This window comes from Lactobacillus sp. UMNPBX16, from assembly GCF_002553775.1.
Taxonomy (GTDB): Bacteria; Bacillota; Bacilli; order Lactobacillales; family Lactobacillaceae; genus Lactobacillus; species Lactobacillus crispatus.
The window spans coordinates 38,219-52,711 of the sequence record NZ_PCYU01000014.1; the positions used below are offsets into that span (position 1 = coordinate 38,219).

General features: G+C 36.1%; 14 protein-coding genes. All 14 read right to left on the reverse strand.

Annotated elements, in window-relative coordinates; translation table 11 throughout:
• Positions 1–151: 151 nt before the first annotated feature.
• The 14 genes from CP367_RS03640 to ezrA all read right to left on the reverse strand — a co-directional run bounded on the left by CP367_RS03640 (position 152) and on the right by ezrA (position 14,340).
• Positions 152–688, reverse strand: coding sequence for an N-6 DNA methylase (locus tag CP367_RS03640; RefSeq protein WP_089143170.1), 537 nt, complete (start codon positions 686–688; stop codon positions 152–154).
• Complete coding sequence (locus CP367_RS03645; RefSeq protein ID WP_005722797.1) at positions 681–1,889, reverse strand: ATP/GTP-binding protein; 1,209 nt, start codon at positions 1,887–1,889, stop codon at positions 681–683. Before CP367_RS03645 ends, CP367_RS03640 begins: the two co-directional genes overlap by 8 nt.
• 132 nt (positions 1,890–2,021) lie before the next feature.
• Entirely contained in the window at positions 2,022–4,637 is a 2,616-nt protein-coding gene (locus CP367_RS03650) for a cation-translocating P-type ATPase (RefSeq protein ID WP_089146298.1), read from the reverse strand.
• 205 nt (positions 4,638–4,842) lie between these two features.
• A complete protein-coding gene (locus CP367_RS03655; RefSeq protein ID WP_068813541.1) occupies positions 4,843–5,049 on the reverse strand; it encodes a hypothetical protein in 207 nt (68 codons plus the stop codon).
• A 33-nt stretch (positions 5,050–5,082) separates the two neighbouring features.
• The gene (locus CP367_RS03660) at positions 5,083–5,358 is read right to left on the reverse strand and encodes a hypothetical protein (RefSeq protein WP_005718809.1); all 276 of its coding nucleotides are present in this window, start codon (positions 5,356–5,358) and stop codon (positions 5,083–5,085) included.
• A complete protein-coding gene (locus CP367_RS03665; protein WP_089146299.1) occupies positions 5,355–5,867 on the reverse strand; it encodes a DUF3990 domain-containing protein in 513 nt (170 codons plus the stop codon). The genes CP367_RS03660 and CP367_RS03665 overlap by 4 nt, the downstream gene beginning before the upstream one ends.
• A 148-nt stretch (positions 5,868–6,015) precedes the next feature.
• Positions 6,016–6,945 (reverse strand): glycosyltransferase family 2 protein, encoded by a 930-nt coding sequence (locus CP367_RS03670; protein WP_089146300.1) that lies wholly within the window; start codon positions 6,943–6,945, stop codon positions 6,016–6,018.
• Positions 6,945–7,364 carry a GtrA family protein gene (locus CP367_RS03675; protein WP_013086136.1) on the reverse strand — a complete coding sequence of 140 codons (420 nt, stop codon included), beginning with the start codon at positions 7,362–7,364 and terminating at the stop codon, positions 6,945–6,947. Before CP367_RS03675 ends, CP367_RS03670 begins: the two co-directional genes overlap by 1 nt.
• A 184-nt stretch (positions 7,365–7,548) precedes the next feature.
• A complete protein-coding gene (locus CP367_RS03680) occupies positions 7,549–7,842 on the reverse strand; it encodes a hypothetical protein (protein WP_223845443.1) in 294 nt (97 codons plus the stop codon).
• Positions 7,842–8,546, reverse strand: a complete 705-nt coding sequence (locus CP367_RS03685) for a pseudouridine synthase (protein WP_089146301.1) — start codon at positions 8,544–8,546, stop codon at positions 7,842–7,844. The genes CP367_RS03680 and CP367_RS03685 overlap by 1 nt, the downstream gene beginning before the upstream one ends.
• A gap of 133 nt (positions 8,547–8,679) precedes the next feature.
• Positions 8,680–9,936 (reverse strand): ATP-binding protein, encoded by a 1,257-nt coding sequence (locus CP367_RS03690; protein ID WP_089146302.1) that lies wholly within the window; start codon positions 9,934–9,936, stop codon positions 8,680–8,682.
• 226 nt (positions 9,937–10,162) lie between these two features.
• The gene (thiI, locus tag CP367_RS03695) at positions 10,163–11,380 is read right to left on the reverse strand and encodes a tRNA uracil 4-sulfurtransferase ThiI (protein WP_089146303.1); all 1,218 of its coding nucleotides are present in this window, start codon (positions 11,378–11,380) and stop codon (positions 10,163–10,165) included.
• Positions 11,380–12,540, reverse strand: coding sequence for a cysteine desulfurase family protein (locus CP367_RS03700; RefSeq protein ID WP_089146304.1), 1,161 nt, complete (start codon positions 12,538–12,540; stop codon positions 11,380–11,382). Before CP367_RS03700 ends, thiI begins: the two co-directional genes overlap by 1 nt.
• Positions 12,541–12,627: 87 nt before the next feature.
• Positions 12,628–14,340 carry a septation ring formation regulator EzrA gene (gene ezrA / locus CP367_RS03705; protein ID WP_089146305.1) on the reverse strand — a complete coding sequence of 571 codons (1,713 nt, stop codon included), beginning with the start codon at positions 14,338–14,340 and terminating at the stop codon, positions 12,628–12,630.
• Positions 14,341–14,493: the final 153 nt, after the last annotated feature.

Genomic DNA, 14,493 nt, shown 5'->3' on the forward strand with positions numbered 1-14,493 from the left:
TACTAGTCAACCTTCGGCCTCTCAGCTGTCTGGCTTTTCTCTGTTAATAAAGTCGACCCCTCTTGATTCTTGCTTTGGTTATGATTATAGCATGAACTTCACTCAGAAAAAAGGGTTAGGAATTAGTCGTAATTAAGTTAGCCATATGTCTTTATTCTTTTAATAAATCAGCAATACATTTTTCCGATGAATGATATTGCTTATATTGTTTTAACACGTTGATTAAATCATCATAGTGACTATTCCAAAAATAATAATTTTCATCATAAGATTTCACACTCTTAAGATCGTGATAATACTGCTTAACAAAATCACTAGGCTTCACTTTACTTTTATAGTTATTTGTATATCGCTGATAGTCTTGATGATAAAGAATGTCTAGAATTTCAATCTCAGGTCTAGTACGAAGTTCTACTACTTCGGATACTTTCTTTTTATACACTTCTGGAAGATTAAACTTTTCGGTTTTGGAATCAAGTATCCTATAAATTTTAACCTTTCTACTTCTAAACCCTTTATTCAAAAATTCTTTAGCAAACTTTTTAGCATTTCGTGCTCTAATTACTTCACCTTCAAGAAGATCATCCTCGTTGAATTTTAGTGCATCGTGTTCCAATAGAACTTCCATAATTGCTCGTTCAGTATGACCTTCTACAATAATAGCGATTAGATCTGTAGAGTTACTCATCCATTTTAACCGCCTTTTCTGTAGCCTTCTTTAAAGCCATGTAGGCATCATAATCTGGAGCTGTCCCACCTAAATAATCTGATTCAAAAACATCGGCTTTATTTAGATCGCTTCTTACATCAGCAGTTGAATATCTTTGAAGCTGAATCTTGCCTTCTCTCTTAGTAATATATTCTTCATCAGTTCTTTCAATTTTATCCAAAATTTCAGTATAGTGCGTACTAAATACCAAAGTAGCTCTATTTATGTTGATTTTAGGATTAGTAAAATACTCAATAAAAGAATCTACAATAGCGTGATTAAAGTGATTCTCCAACTCATCAATAAAGATGATGCCACCAACGGAAAGTGCATTAATTACCTCGCCATAAAGAGTTATCCCTTTAGCTGTACCAGAAGACAAGTATTTTGCAATCGTTGTAAAATCATTTTCTGCAATCTCTGTATCTTTCCCTTTAAACTTCAGCTTAAACAATTGTTTAGTAGCACCAGAGCCCTCAGGCTTGTTTTCAATTTTAAGATATTCAATTGTTGGATCTAAAAAGTTTAAAATTTCTCCAGGCACATTGCCAGAACCATACATCAATGCATTAAAGTCAGTAAAGAACAAAGTATCAAATGGTATTTGAGGATAATACTTATTTTTCGAAATAATCGCTCTAAAAATCGAATCATCAGACGACAAAATTGAAGAAGCTAGGTCGCCTAATTCTTTTCTGTCTAATTCTGGTTTTATATTTTTGAAATCAAATAATTTTTTCTTTGAAAGATTAACAGTTACCTTTTTTCGATATACCGTTTCAGACTCAATATGCCAGCTTTTACTTAAAGTTTTCTTTAACTTGAAAACTAAACTATCCTTATAAACTACATGATCAGTTCCATAAAAATAAGTTGTAACACTAATAGGCTCATTTCCTATTAGCACATCCGTTAGCTTAGTTTGATCAATTGACTTTTCCATCACAACTGTTTGAAGAATTCCTATCAAGAGTTTCATGATCGTAGTCTTTCCAGTAGCATTAGTCCCTACTAGAGTGATTAAATTATTCACCCATAAACTGCCGAGCAAGTGAGTTAATCGATCAGAGGTATTAGAAGTAACCCTTGCATCACTGACCAGTGAAAATTCAAGATCATCCTCAAATAGCGGATGATTTTGAATTTCTAATTTTAAAAAGTATAATTTATTTTTATTCATAATTATTCACCTAAAATTGTTTTATTCAGGCTAAATTTTATCATATTTTTGCATTTTATACGTAAAATCTGTTTAAAATATAAATAATCCTCATCAAGTAGTTACTACTTCATGAGGATTATCTAAAATATTCTACTTTCTAATCATCTTAACTGCTTGAATTAAAATAGTTGGGATCAATGCTAAACCAGCAATCCATAATACTTCTTGACCAGTCAATGGTGTTACCGCAAACAAGCTATGCAATGCTGGTACAAATAAGATTAAGGAAAGCAAAGCGGTGCCTAAAGCAAAGGCAGCTAAACTATACCAGTTATTTTTGAAACCGATCTTGAAAATACTATGTTGTGAACGACAATTGAAACCATGCAACAATCTAGCAAAAGTCAAAGTTGAAAAAGCCATAGTAGTAGCCACAGCAGGATTATCCTTTAAGCCAATCAAGAATGCTGCAATAACACTTACTGAAATGATCAAACCTTGAATAGTAATTTGACTCACAAAGGCTTTGTCCAAAATACCAGCCTTAGGATCACGCGGCTTACGCTTCAAAATATCTGGATCACCTGGCTCCATCCCGATTGCAAGTGCTGGAAGTGAGTCAGTTACTAAGTTAATGAAGAGCAACTGCACAGCTACAAATGGCACTGGTAAACCAGCTAATGAAGCAAACAAAACTGTGATAATCGCAGAAAGGTTACCAGACAACAAGTAGCCGATCGCATTCTTGATATTTTCATAAACAGTTCGTCCGTTAGCAACAGCCTTGATGATTGTAGCAAAGTTATCATCAGCTAAAATCATGCTGGCAGCATCTTTAGATACTTCAGTACCAGTAATCCCCATCGCGACACCAACATCGGCCTTCTTCAAGGCTGGGGCATCGTTAACACCGTCACCAGTCATTGATACGATACGATCTTTTCTCTGCCATGCATTAACAATTCTGATCTTGTTTTCAGGCGATACACGAGCATAAACCGAAATCTTCTCAATGTTTTGATCAAGTTCTTCATCGCTCAAAGCATCTAATTCAAGGCCGGTTAAAGCCATGTCACCTTCATTGAAAATACCAATTTTCTTAGCAATTGCAACGGCAGTCACCTTATGGTCACCAGTAATCATCACAGTCCTAATCCCGGCTTCCTTAGCACGAGCAACTGCAGCTACACTTTCTTCACGTGGTGGATCCATTTCTGAAACAAGGCCAATAAAAGTTAAGCCATCTTCTGATTCAGTAGAAAGCTCTTCATCACTTTCTTTATAAGCAAAAGCCAAAACACGCAAACCATTTTCTGAAAAGTAATTGTTTTGTGCCAAAATTTCTTTACGATCTTCTTCAGTCATTGGACGAATTTCATCGCCGAAACGAATATTGACACAGCGTTTCAAGAGCACATCAATTGCACCTTTAACAAAAATAGTTGGTACAGTATGAATCAAATGCTTAGTACTCATCAGCTTACGATCTGAGTCAAATGGTACTTCTTCCAGACGCTTAGAATGTTCGCGTAATTCTTGTTCTGATAAGCCTAAAACACCGTTACCTAAGTCAATTCCTGGCACTTGGCGGTACATCTCAAGTAAAGCCGACTCAGTTGGATCGCCAATTGCTTTGCCCTTTGACAGACTAGAGTCATTATTAAGTACTACATCATACAACAAGTAGCGGTGAAGTTGATTACTCAAATCCAGCTCATTTGGCTTTAAAACTTTACCACCAATATAGATGTCCTCAACAGTCATCTTATTTTGAGTTAACGTACCAGTCTTATCTGAACAAATTACTGATACAGACCCTAAAGATTCTACGGCTGCCAAGTTTTTAATAATAGCATTTTCTTTAGCCATTTTTTGCGTACCCATTGCTTGCACAATAGTTACGATAGAACTCAAAGCTTCAGGAATTGCAGCAACAGCTAAAGCTACTGCAAATAGCAGTGAATCAAGCAGCGGTTGACCACGCCACATTTGAATACCAAAGATCACAGCACACAAGATTAAAATAGCAGTAGCCAATCGTGATGAAAACTGGTCAAGTGATACTTGCAGCGGAGTGCGACGTTCCTTAGTTTCATTCATCAAGGAAGCAATCTTACCAATTTCAGTCTGCATCCCCGTTGCCGTTACCACAACCGTAGCACGCCCATAAGTTACTAAGGAACTGGAGTAAACCATGTTAACCCGATCAGCCAGCGGCACTTCTTTTTCAAAATCAGTGTCCAACTTGTCAACATTAGTCGATTCACCAGTTAATGAACTTTCGTTGACTTGCAGAGAATAATTTTCTAAAATTCGACCATCTGCAGTAACTAAGTCACCTGCTTCTAACAAAAGAATGTCGCCAGGTACCAAGTCCTTGGCCTCAATCTCCATTTTTTGGCCATTACGCAAAACTTTAGCCGTTGGCGCAGATAATGACTTTAGCGATTCTAGCGACTTTTCCGCCTTAACATGTTGTACCGTACCCAAAATCGCATTCAGAATCAATACAACAATAATTACCAACGTACTTTCCAGACTGCCCGTAAAAGCAGAAATTATTGCCGCGATAATTAGGATGATCACCATTAAGTCTTTAAATTGTTCTAAAAAGACCTGAAAAGTACTTTTCTTCTTTCCTTCAACTAAAGCATTTGGACCAACTTGAGCTAATTTCTCTTGAGCCTCTTTAGCGCTCAGCCCCTGCTTTAAATCGGTATTTAACTCTTTAGCTATCTCGTCTTTTTTCTGACGATAGTATTCCATGTAAAGCCCTCCCTAAACATAAGAGTAATTTAAGCAAAAAAATAGAGACTACTGGCTAAAACACTGTTTAGTCAATAGTCTCATCATTTAAACTTACAGCGGAAAATAAATTTCGTTCTGACGCCGTAAATACAATTTATGCCGATTACTCCCTATTTACTTGTACATAATTAAACCATATCAAGTAGGTAGTTGGCAAGCTATTTTAACTTTCTTTTAGGAAGTTTTCTAATTGTTCATCGCTAAAATCAGAACCGTAATTTTGTTCAAGGAGATGCATGATCTCTTGCTTGGTATTACCAGCTCTTTTAAGTGAAGAAACTAAAATTTTGACGCCTCGTTTAAGTCCCTCTTCTTTACCTTCCTCACGCGCGTCTTGTTCTCGCTCCAGTATTTTCTCTTCGTAGTCCATGATATAATCACTCCATTTCGAGCAATAAGATAATCATTTGTACTTCTTATCTTTCAATAATCCGTTAGCAATATCGGCCGAACTAACTGGTACACCGACTAAACGCTCATTTTGCCACAAATCAAAAAAATCAGCTGGCATCATTTGATCAAATTCATCATCTGAATTCATTAAATCCTTATAAACACGTGACTTCTCAAATAAATTTAGAGCCTGCTTAGGATAAATGTTTAATCTCTTAGCAATTAAGTCGCTAATTGCTTCAGCTAGTTGCTGATGAAATTGCTTTTCACTAATTTCGGGAATCATCTAACCAACTCCTTATCTATGAACGTTAAAGCTTTGAGAGCTCTTTCTGTCTTGAAACAATACTGCTCCGAATAAACACTCGGTTTTAATTTTAGCAGAGCCTCATCTAAATCTAGATTACCATGTTTCCAGCAATTAACAACAGAAAAAAGTTTACCATCTGCTGTTGGGCCAATGACGATATCAGAATTATCTTTTATATTATTCATTCTATTTTGAATGACAAACTTAATCCAATCAATATCTGCTTGGTAAACTAATATTTTCAAGTCGGGTTGATCAGCATCGAATACATATCTATTTAATGTCGGTTGACCTGAATATCTAGCCTTACGCTTTGCCCATTTTTCTGCTTGTCTACGATTAGAAGTCACATAAAAGCCATTACCAAAATCAGTTGTAAAAACATTTTTATTTATACGAGGCTGATAAACAGCCTGATTGCTTCCATGATACAAAATGACTTTGGTATTGCTTTTCATGAATCGTGATGTATGCGTATTTTCCATTGCGCACCTCTTTCATAAATAGTAGGACAGAATTATTCTCCACTATTTATTACGCAAAAAAGCACGCTTTTTTTGTGAGAAATTAAAATTTACAAACAAAAATGTCTGAGAATTATATCCCAGACATTCAACAATTTATGGCTCTTTCTCATTTCTTTTCCTTCACAATATAAATTGGTCGTTCTTTAACTTGTAAATAGATTTTACCAATATAACGGCCAATAATTCCGATACACAAAAGCTGCAAGCCACCAATCAATAAAATAATTGAAATTGTGCTGGCCCAACCCAAAATACTAGAACCAGGAACTATTAGTTTACGAACAATCACAACCAGGAGACCAATAATTGACAAAATGAATGAAGTTGTCCCAATCCAAACAGCTAAGTTAAGCGGTGCTTGAGAAAAATCAGCAATCCCGCCCAACGCATATTTGAATAATTTGTGAGTCGTCCAATCAGTTTCACCAGCTACGCGCTCGACATTGTGGTACTCAAGATACTTAGTCTTAAAACCAACCCAAGCAAAAATACCTTTAGAAAAGCGGCTGTATTCTTTCATTGATAAAACTGCGTTAACCATCTGCCTGGTCATCATGCGATAGTCGCGTACGCCTGAAACAATTTCCACTTTAGAAATGCGATTAATCACCTTATAAAATTGATTGCTCAAGAAAGACTTAAACTTACCTTCCCCTTTACGATCTACTCGTCTGCAGCCAACTGCATCATAGTCACCAGTCTGCAAAATTTTATACATTTTTGGTAAAAGTGAAGGCGGATCTTGCAAATCTACATCCATTAAGACAATATAATCTCCCGTTGCAGCTGATAGGCCCGCATAGATAGCGGATTCCTTACCAAAGTTACGAGAAAAAGAAATATAGTGAACATGTTTGTCCTGCTCATGCAATTTTTTCAATTCGGTCAGTGTGTTATCATTGGAGCCATCATCTACAAACCAATATTCGGGCGTCACTTTGGGCATTTTAGCTAATACTTTTTGCACTGCTGGATAAAAAAGTGGAATTGTCTCTTGTTCATTAAAACAAGGGACCACAATTGATAATTTTTCCATTAGATTTCTTCTTTCTTAACTTTTCTAAAAGTAACTACTTTATTTATTACAAATTGAATTAAAGTAGCCATAAAAGTAGCTATAACCTTGACCATTAAGTGCGGATAACCCAATTTGGTAACGAAAACAAATAGGGAAATCGTAGTAAACACTGTGGTAATCTGGCCAACGATAAAATAAGAAATAAATCTTAATATCATGCGATCATGAACTTTAAAGTTAGTATAAGAATTCCATAAAAAGTTATTGATGATCCCGCAGGTAGACGAAATAATGTTAGCTATTTCAACATTCATCTTGAAATGCGTCAAAATTGTATAAATTCCAAAATCAACGACTAGCCCTAATACGCCAATTAGAACATACTTTACTAATTGAACAAAATCTTCTGAATAGATTGCTGTTTTGATTTTTTCCATAATTATTCCTAATAAAAAATCCAGACAAGAGGTCCTGGATTTCAACATATTTAACTGATATGGTCTTAATTATATCATTGTTTTTAAGCTCTACGTTTTCATTATTAAAGTTAAAACTTTAAATAGAAAAATACCCTCATTTAGAATTTCTAAATAAGGGATTATTGCCATTAATTTTGATGTTTTAATTTTGTTTCAAGAAGTTCTCTAATTGTTCATCAGTAAAATCAGAGCCGTACTTCTGTTTAAGCCGTTGAAGAATTCTCTGATTATTCTCACCGTAATCTCGCATTATGGTAATCAAATTGTGAATCCCGTATACTATGCCTTCTTTGAAGCCTTCTTCTTTACCTTCCTCACGCCCTTTTATCAAGCCTTCCTCACGCGCGTCTTGTTCTCGCTCCAGTATTTTCTCTTCGTAATCCATGATATAATCACTCCATTCCGGATCTTCATTGAATTCTTTGATCTTTGCCATCACTTTATTATATCTTCCAACTTCAATTCCAGATATTCTCCCCGCTTTAAGTTAGCAGGCAAGGTTAACTTTCCCATCGAAATTCGCTCTAGCTCAACGACTTTCATCCCTACCGCACCAAACATACGCTTGATCTGGTGATATTTACCTTCACGAATTTTAATTTCAGTTGTAGACCTATTGTGCTCTTCATCCTGGGATAATATCTTCAATTCTGCTGGCTGCAGTTTGGTCCCATCGCCTAGTGTCATTCCTGAAGCAAAAGTTTTAACAGTTGCATCATTAGCTACACCAGCAATTTCAGCACGATAAACTTTATCAACATGCTTACCAGGTGCAAGCAATTCATGATTCAACTGACCATCATTCGTCAAAAGGAGCAAGCCAGTAGTATCCTTGTCCAAACGACCAACGGGTACGATTCCTTGATAGCGATCTTGCGGCGCCAGTATGGAAATCACTGTTGGCTGACTGCGGTCTTCCGTCGCTGACAAAACACCTTTAGGTTTATTCAATAAGAAATAATGATATTTTTGATAAGCAACAGCATCTCCGTTAACAGTGACCTGATCGCTTTCTTTAACTTGCTGCTTTGGCGTTTTAACAATCACATCATTAACCGCAACAATTCCTTTTTTAATTAATTGGTGTACTTCTTTTCGTGAGCCAACATTCATATTGGCCAAATATTTATCTATGCGCATTATGTCTTTCTTTCGTTCTTATATGTTGATTAATATTAATTATATAAGAAAGTTAACCCAATTTCGAATTGCGACACTAATCAAAAACGGTCGATTTTGTTTTCGACCGTTTTTACGCGCGTTTTGCGCGCGATTATTTGCTTAAAATATATTTTGTAGCTCTGCCTTCACCCATTCTTCTAATATAACCTTGTTTTTCTAGTTGCCGCAAAATCTTCAAAACTTTCGTCTTACCAAACTTACTCATTTGGCTAATTTGCTTCGTAGTATCCGCACCTTCATGAATTATTTGATATACTTTCTTTTCATCATTAGACAGATCGTCCGTAATAAATTTTAAAACTGGCAATATTATCTTTATCGAATTTTCAAAAATTTCAAACTGCGGTTGAACCAAACTACTTCTATAAGAATCATTTATTCTTCTTACACCTGTACCAAATTGCTCAATTAATCCTAACCTAAAGAAAACATTAGCAATAATTGGATTACGCAAAATGGAAATCTGACCTGAAAGATATTCTTCTTTGCTAAGTCCTTGTGGCAATCCACCTGGAGATACTACTTCAATTCTGTCATCATACATAGAAATTTTAATTTGCGAGTTAATGTTCCAAACTCGATGAACTAAGGCATTGGCTATTGCCTCACGAAAAGCTTCTTCTGGAATCTGACTTACAATATTTCGCGTTGCTCCCTGTATTTCTTCATGTTGATAATACTGACGATATTTTTGAATTGCTTGCTTATACTCTTTAAGAATAGATTCATGCTCATAACTTGCTCGATCAAGCATAATATTAATGCTTTCACCAAACCGAACAATATCAATTCCACGATAATTATTTTTGTCTGCCAAAAGCTCACCGGCGTTAGTGTAACTAGTATCCTTACGCTCTAAATTAAGCGTAATCAATATATCAGATGTTAAACTTTTAATTCCTATCTTTTCTTTTAATACTTCTTCTAAAATGTTAAATGACAAATCTTGGTTCATCGCGGTTAAACTATCATAGGTTCTGTTTTCACCAATTAAGATTAACTGTGATAATTCAGATCGATCAACTTCAATTGAAGCACTATCATTTCTCTTATAGGCCTTTGATTTATATAAATATGGAGGATTAACACCTTGCTTTACTGTTAAAGTAACCACATTAGTTTTAGGATCAATTTCTAAATTATAATCTGGATTTGGTGTGATCGAATCGTTGATTTTATTTTCAACATTTAAACAAAATTCAACTGGATTTTTCACACCAACGATTGATCCATCATCCTTTATTCCAAATTTAATCTTTCCATTGCCATAATTTGCAAATGCACTAACCGTTTTCAGAAAAGTATTCGTCAATTTCTCTTTAAATTCTAAATTTTTGGTTTCTCTCATTTAGATCACCGTTTCTAAACTATTTATTTATAATTATACTCTTTCACGCGCAAAAAAACGGTCGAAAACGAAATCGACCGTTTTTACGCGCGTTTTGCGCGTGCCTATTATATTAACTTTAAATCAATACATAATACTACTAGAAGTTTCCATATTAACACCATATCTTTCTAAATAATTAAACTGTATCATATTAAATTTCAAAAACACCAGTGAAATTAATCCTCTATAACAAGTCAGCGTCTTCCTGAGCCTTATCATCCAAAAACTTTTCATTTGGATAAATCGGCGTAACTTCAATACCATCTAAAGCTCTCTGAATCAAGCCCTCAACGTCAAGACGAGCTTCATATTCACGCGCTTTATCTAGCTTTGGCTTAGTCTTAGGACGCGGTGGAGCAAAAATTGTACAACAATCTTCAAAAGGTTGAATTGATAAATCAAAGGTACCAATCTCTTCAGCTTTGGCAATAATCTCCGTTTTATCCATTGTTGCAACTGGGCGAATAACCGGAGTAGTAGTTACATCATTGATAGCCACCATTGATTGCAAAGTTTGAGAAGCAACTTGACCAACTGACTCACCATTAAAGATAGCCAAGCCGCCACGTTGTGCACGAATGCGGTCAGCAAGCTGCAACATAAAACGACGTTGCACAGTCATCAAATAGCCTTCTGGCAGTTTTTCCTTGATCGTTTCTTGAATTTCAGCAAACGGTACGGCAATAAAATTAATCTTACCAGCGTAGTTTGCCAAAATACCAGTCAATTCCTTAGCCTTAGCCAATGCCTTTTCAGTAGTGTAAGGTGGACTAAAGAAGTGAACCATTTCAATATCTACTCCGCGCTTAAGGGCTAGCCATGAAGCAACTGGGGAATCAATCCCACCACTAAGCATCATCACAGCCTTACCAGCAGTACCAACGGGCATCCCGCCAACACCATGAAGCAACTGATTAGAAATATAAACGGCATCTTGACGTACTTCAATTCTCAAGACCAAATCAGGATGCTTCATTTCAGCCTTCAAGCCATCCATATGATCAAACAAGTAGTCACCAACCAGATTATTCAATTGATTAGTGTCGTATTCAAACTTGTGGTCACTACGCTTAGTATTAACCTTAAAGGTCATCCCTGGCTTAAAAGTCTCTTGCATCAATTCCAAAGAAGTCTTTTCAATATCTTCAAGAGTCTTAGGAATCTTAATTGCTGGTGAGTAAGTTTGAATTCCAAATACCTTCTTCAGACGTTGGTCAACATCCTTGAATGATGCGCCATTCAGGACAATGTGCATCCGATCATGACGAGGATGAAATTCAATTTGTGGGAAATCCTTAAGAACTTTTTCAACGTTACTTGCTAAGCGATTGATGAAGTCCTTTCTGTTCTTCCCCTTAGTTGAAAGCTCGCCATAGCGAACCATAACTTCTGTGTATTCCATTAATTTTCTCCCAAATGATTAATTTTAGCAAAATGATTATAGATCTTGTCAAAGACCTTAATAAATTCATCCGCTTCTTGAAGCGTATTCGTCTCATCAAAACTTAAACGAATTGCACTAGTAGCAATCTTATCATCAATTCGCATAGAAACCAAGGTGCTAGCCTCATCTGCCGTCTTTGATGCACAAGCAGAAGTAGTTGAAGTATAAATATCTTGATCTTCTAGCGTATGAACCAAAGTTTCGCCCCGAATTCCCTCTAGAGCAAAGCAAAGAATATGTGGTGCAAAGCCATCGCTTACTGGTGAAAAAATATCAATCCCTGGTTTATCTTTTAGATAATCAACAATTTTAGCCTTAATTTCTGCTTCACGCTTGGCCTTTTCTGGTTCATCTTGCAAAAGCAAACGAATTGCCTTAGCCATCCCCGCAATTGCTGGTAAGTTTTCAGTACCTGAACGCAGGCCCTTTTCTTGGCCACCACCATCATGTAAAGGTGTGAGCATCTTGCCCTCTTTTTTATATAAAATACCTATACCACGTGGTGCATGGAACTTATGCGCAGATAAGCTTGAGAGGTCTACTCTTGGTGTGAAAATCTTATCCCAAATATTTTTGCCAAGTGCCTGAACGTTATCAACATGGAACTGAATCGTTGGATAATTTTCAAGCAAATCGCTAATCTCATCAATTGGTTGAATGGTGCCAATTTCGTTATTAACGCCCATGATTGAAACCAAAGTTGTATCAGAATCAATCGCGTTTCTTAAGTCATTAACGTTAACTCGGCCTTCCTTATCAACTGGCAATCTGGTAACGCGCCAACCCAAATTCTCTAACGCGTTAAAACTATTGGCTACAGATGCATGTTCCACGCTAGAAGTGATAATATGCTTACCAAATTCACGCTTTTGAATTGCGGTCCCCTTAATTGCAGCATTATTTGATTCTGTTCCACCAGAAGTGAAGAAAATTTCATGCTGCTTAGTCCCCAGCAAATCAGCAATTTGTTTACGTGACGCCTCAAGCAATTGGTGTGCACGATCACCCATCTTATGCAAACTCGAAGGATTGCCCCAAATACTAGTCGCTACTTTATTGTAAGTATCCAATACTTGTGGATCTATCTTTGTTGTTGCACTATTATCAAAATAAATCACTATCATTACCCCTTCATTTAAAAAACGGTCAATCACTTGACCGTTTCATGACTTTTCAATTTTAGCTTAAATAATGAATCGCTTCAATTAATTACTCTTCTCTTCTGAATAATATGCATTTTCAAGTCGTTGATAACTACCTGGCTCTACCTTTTCAATTGCTGTAGCAATTGTATCAAGGGCTTCCTTATAGTTATATTCATTATATAGCTGCATTGCTGTCTTTTGTGCTTGCGCAATTGAATCCTTATCTGCATATTTATTTGAATACTGCATCGTCAATTCAACTAGGTTAGCGGAATTAATGATGTCATCTGCTTCACGTTTAAGCCGCTCCACATCATCAGAAATTTGAATTAATTCAGCTGAGATCTTTTCCATATTAATCCGGACCTGACTTAATTCGTTGCTGACATGACCAATCTCGTTGACCACCAAAGTATACATTTGAACAAAGCTATCAGGATTACCTGGCAAATTTCGTCTTTCAAGTCGACGGTAAACTAATGAAACTTCTTGCTTAAAGCGCTTGATTGAATCATTAGCTACATTTTCAGAATCATAAAGTCCATCAACGTCAGTTGACATCTTAGCCTGCTCTGCATCAATTTCACGCAGGCGATCTAGCATCTGGAGCCATGAATCTTGAATAGCAGAGTAAACACCCTTACCATCTGCGATATTCTGTGTATCAATAGTGTACTGATGGTACATTTCATTGACTTCTTTTTCTAAGTCTTTACTCTTTTCCAATTCGCCATGAGTCAATTCATAGCTCTCATCAATATGCCGCAACTTTTCTACCAGCTTCTTTGACGCGGTTTGCTGATGTGAGATCAAAGTCAGCATTTTACTTTGATTTTTTTCAACAAATGGTCTTGCCTTGTATTCCTTAGCTAAAACATCATATAGATCGTCAATTTCGCCAGAGATCTTTTTATTTTCCTTGGCTAATTCATTCACCTTAGTCTCAGCTAGCAATTTGCGCGCACCATCAATTTCATCATGAATTTCCTTGATTCTGCCCAAAACATCTACGCTAGTAAGGTAATATTTTTCTGAAATCATTTTTTTATAAGCATCAGACAATTCCTTAAGCTGATCTTGGAACACTACTTCAAGTTGATGATAGCCCTCTTTTAGCGGTTTTAAGCGTTTTTGTAAGTTACCCAAAAACATCCGAATCTTGGACAAAACTCGCTTAGCTTCAACATGATCACCTTGTGAAGAAAGATTTTTTGCTTCTTCAAAGTCACTCTCCATTGATGCTAGTTGATCTTCAACCTGATCAATCGCAGCACCATATTCAAAGGAATTGGCTAAGATATCTTTTCTTAATTCACGATAAACTTTAATCAAAGCATCATATTGAATTTGATTTTCCTTATTTGATTCAAGTAGTTCCGTGAAAACTGCCTTGGTGTTACGAGCATCTTCGAGCGTTGGCTTGATAATCTCCTGTGCTTGTTTAATATTCTTTCTTGCTTTAAACAAGCGATAAGTTGCATTTTCATTAGCAGCTTCTTCAACTAGCTTATGCACTCGCGGTAATTTTTTCTTAGCTGCTTCAGTGTAGCTCTTGCGCCAAGTATTTAATGTAGTTAAACTTTCGCCGGCCAAATCCATTTTATCCAGTCGCGTAATATCATCTTCTAGATGCATCTTCTCAATTTCAGTCACTGCTGCATCAATCGCTTCAATTTCTTTTAGTTGTTTACGATTGATCAATAGCATTGCTGCAACTACGACAATGATTAGGATCACCACGGCAATAATTATAATAGCTTGAATTGATGACATAGTTTATCCTCCAAAACTATCATAATTATAACAAAACCTGACCCTAATAGGTGCAAAAAGCTGTTCTATTTTCTTGATTTATTATTCTGAACTCTATATAATACTATTCGTGTAAAATATTTGCAGCAATAAGTGACAAGAACGTCAACATCT

Coding starts and splice junctions, on each gene's coding strand:
- CP367_RS03660 (WP_005718809.1), bottom strand. CDS start 5,358: ATGATTCCCGAAATTAGTGAAAAGCAATTTCATCAGCAACTAGCTGAA.
- CP367_RS03665 (WP_089146299.1), bottom strand. CDS start 5,867: ATGGAAAATACGCATACATCACGATTCATGAAAAGCAATACCAAAGTC.
- thiI (WP_089146303.1), bottom strand. CDS start 11,380: ATGGAATACACAGAAGTTATGGTTCGCTATGGCGAGCTTTCAACTAAG.
- CP367_RS03650 (WP_089146298.1), bottom strand. CDS start 4,637: ATGGAATACTATCGTCAGAAAAAAGACGAGATAGCTAAAGAGTTAAAT.
- CP367_RS03690 (WP_089146302.1), bottom strand. CDS start 9,936: ATGAGAGAAACCAAAAATTTAGAATTTAAAGAGAAATTGACGAATACT.
- CP367_RS03685 (WP_089146301.1), bottom strand. CDS start 8,546: ATGCGCATAGATAAATATTTGGCCAATATGAATGTTGGCTCACGAAAA.
- CP367_RS03645 (WP_005722797.1), bottom strand. CDS start 1,889: ATGAATAAAAATAAATTATACTTTTTAAAATTAGAAATTCAAAATCAT.
- ezrA (WP_089146305.1), bottom strand. CDS start 14,340: ATGTCATCAATTCAAGCTATTATAATTATTGCCGTGGTGATCCTAATC.
- CP367_RS03675 (WP_013086136.1), bottom strand. CDS start 7,364: ATGGAAAAAATCAAAACAGCAATCTATTCAGAAGATTTTGTTCAATTA.
- CP367_RS03655 (WP_068813541.1), bottom strand. CDS start 5,049: ATGGACTACGAAGAGAAAATACTGGAGCGAGAACAAGACGCGCGTGAG.
- CP367_RS03640 (WP_089143170.1), bottom strand. CDS start 688: ATGAGTAACTCTACAGATCTAATCGCTATTATTGTAGAAGGTCATACT.
- CP367_RS03680 (WP_223845443.1), bottom strand. CDS start 7,842: ATGGCAAAGATCAAAGAATTCAATGAAGATCCGGAATGGAGTGATTAT.
- CP367_RS03670 (WP_089146300.1), bottom strand. CDS start 6,945: ATGGAAAAATTATCAATTGTGGTCCCTTGTTTTAATGAACAAGAGACA.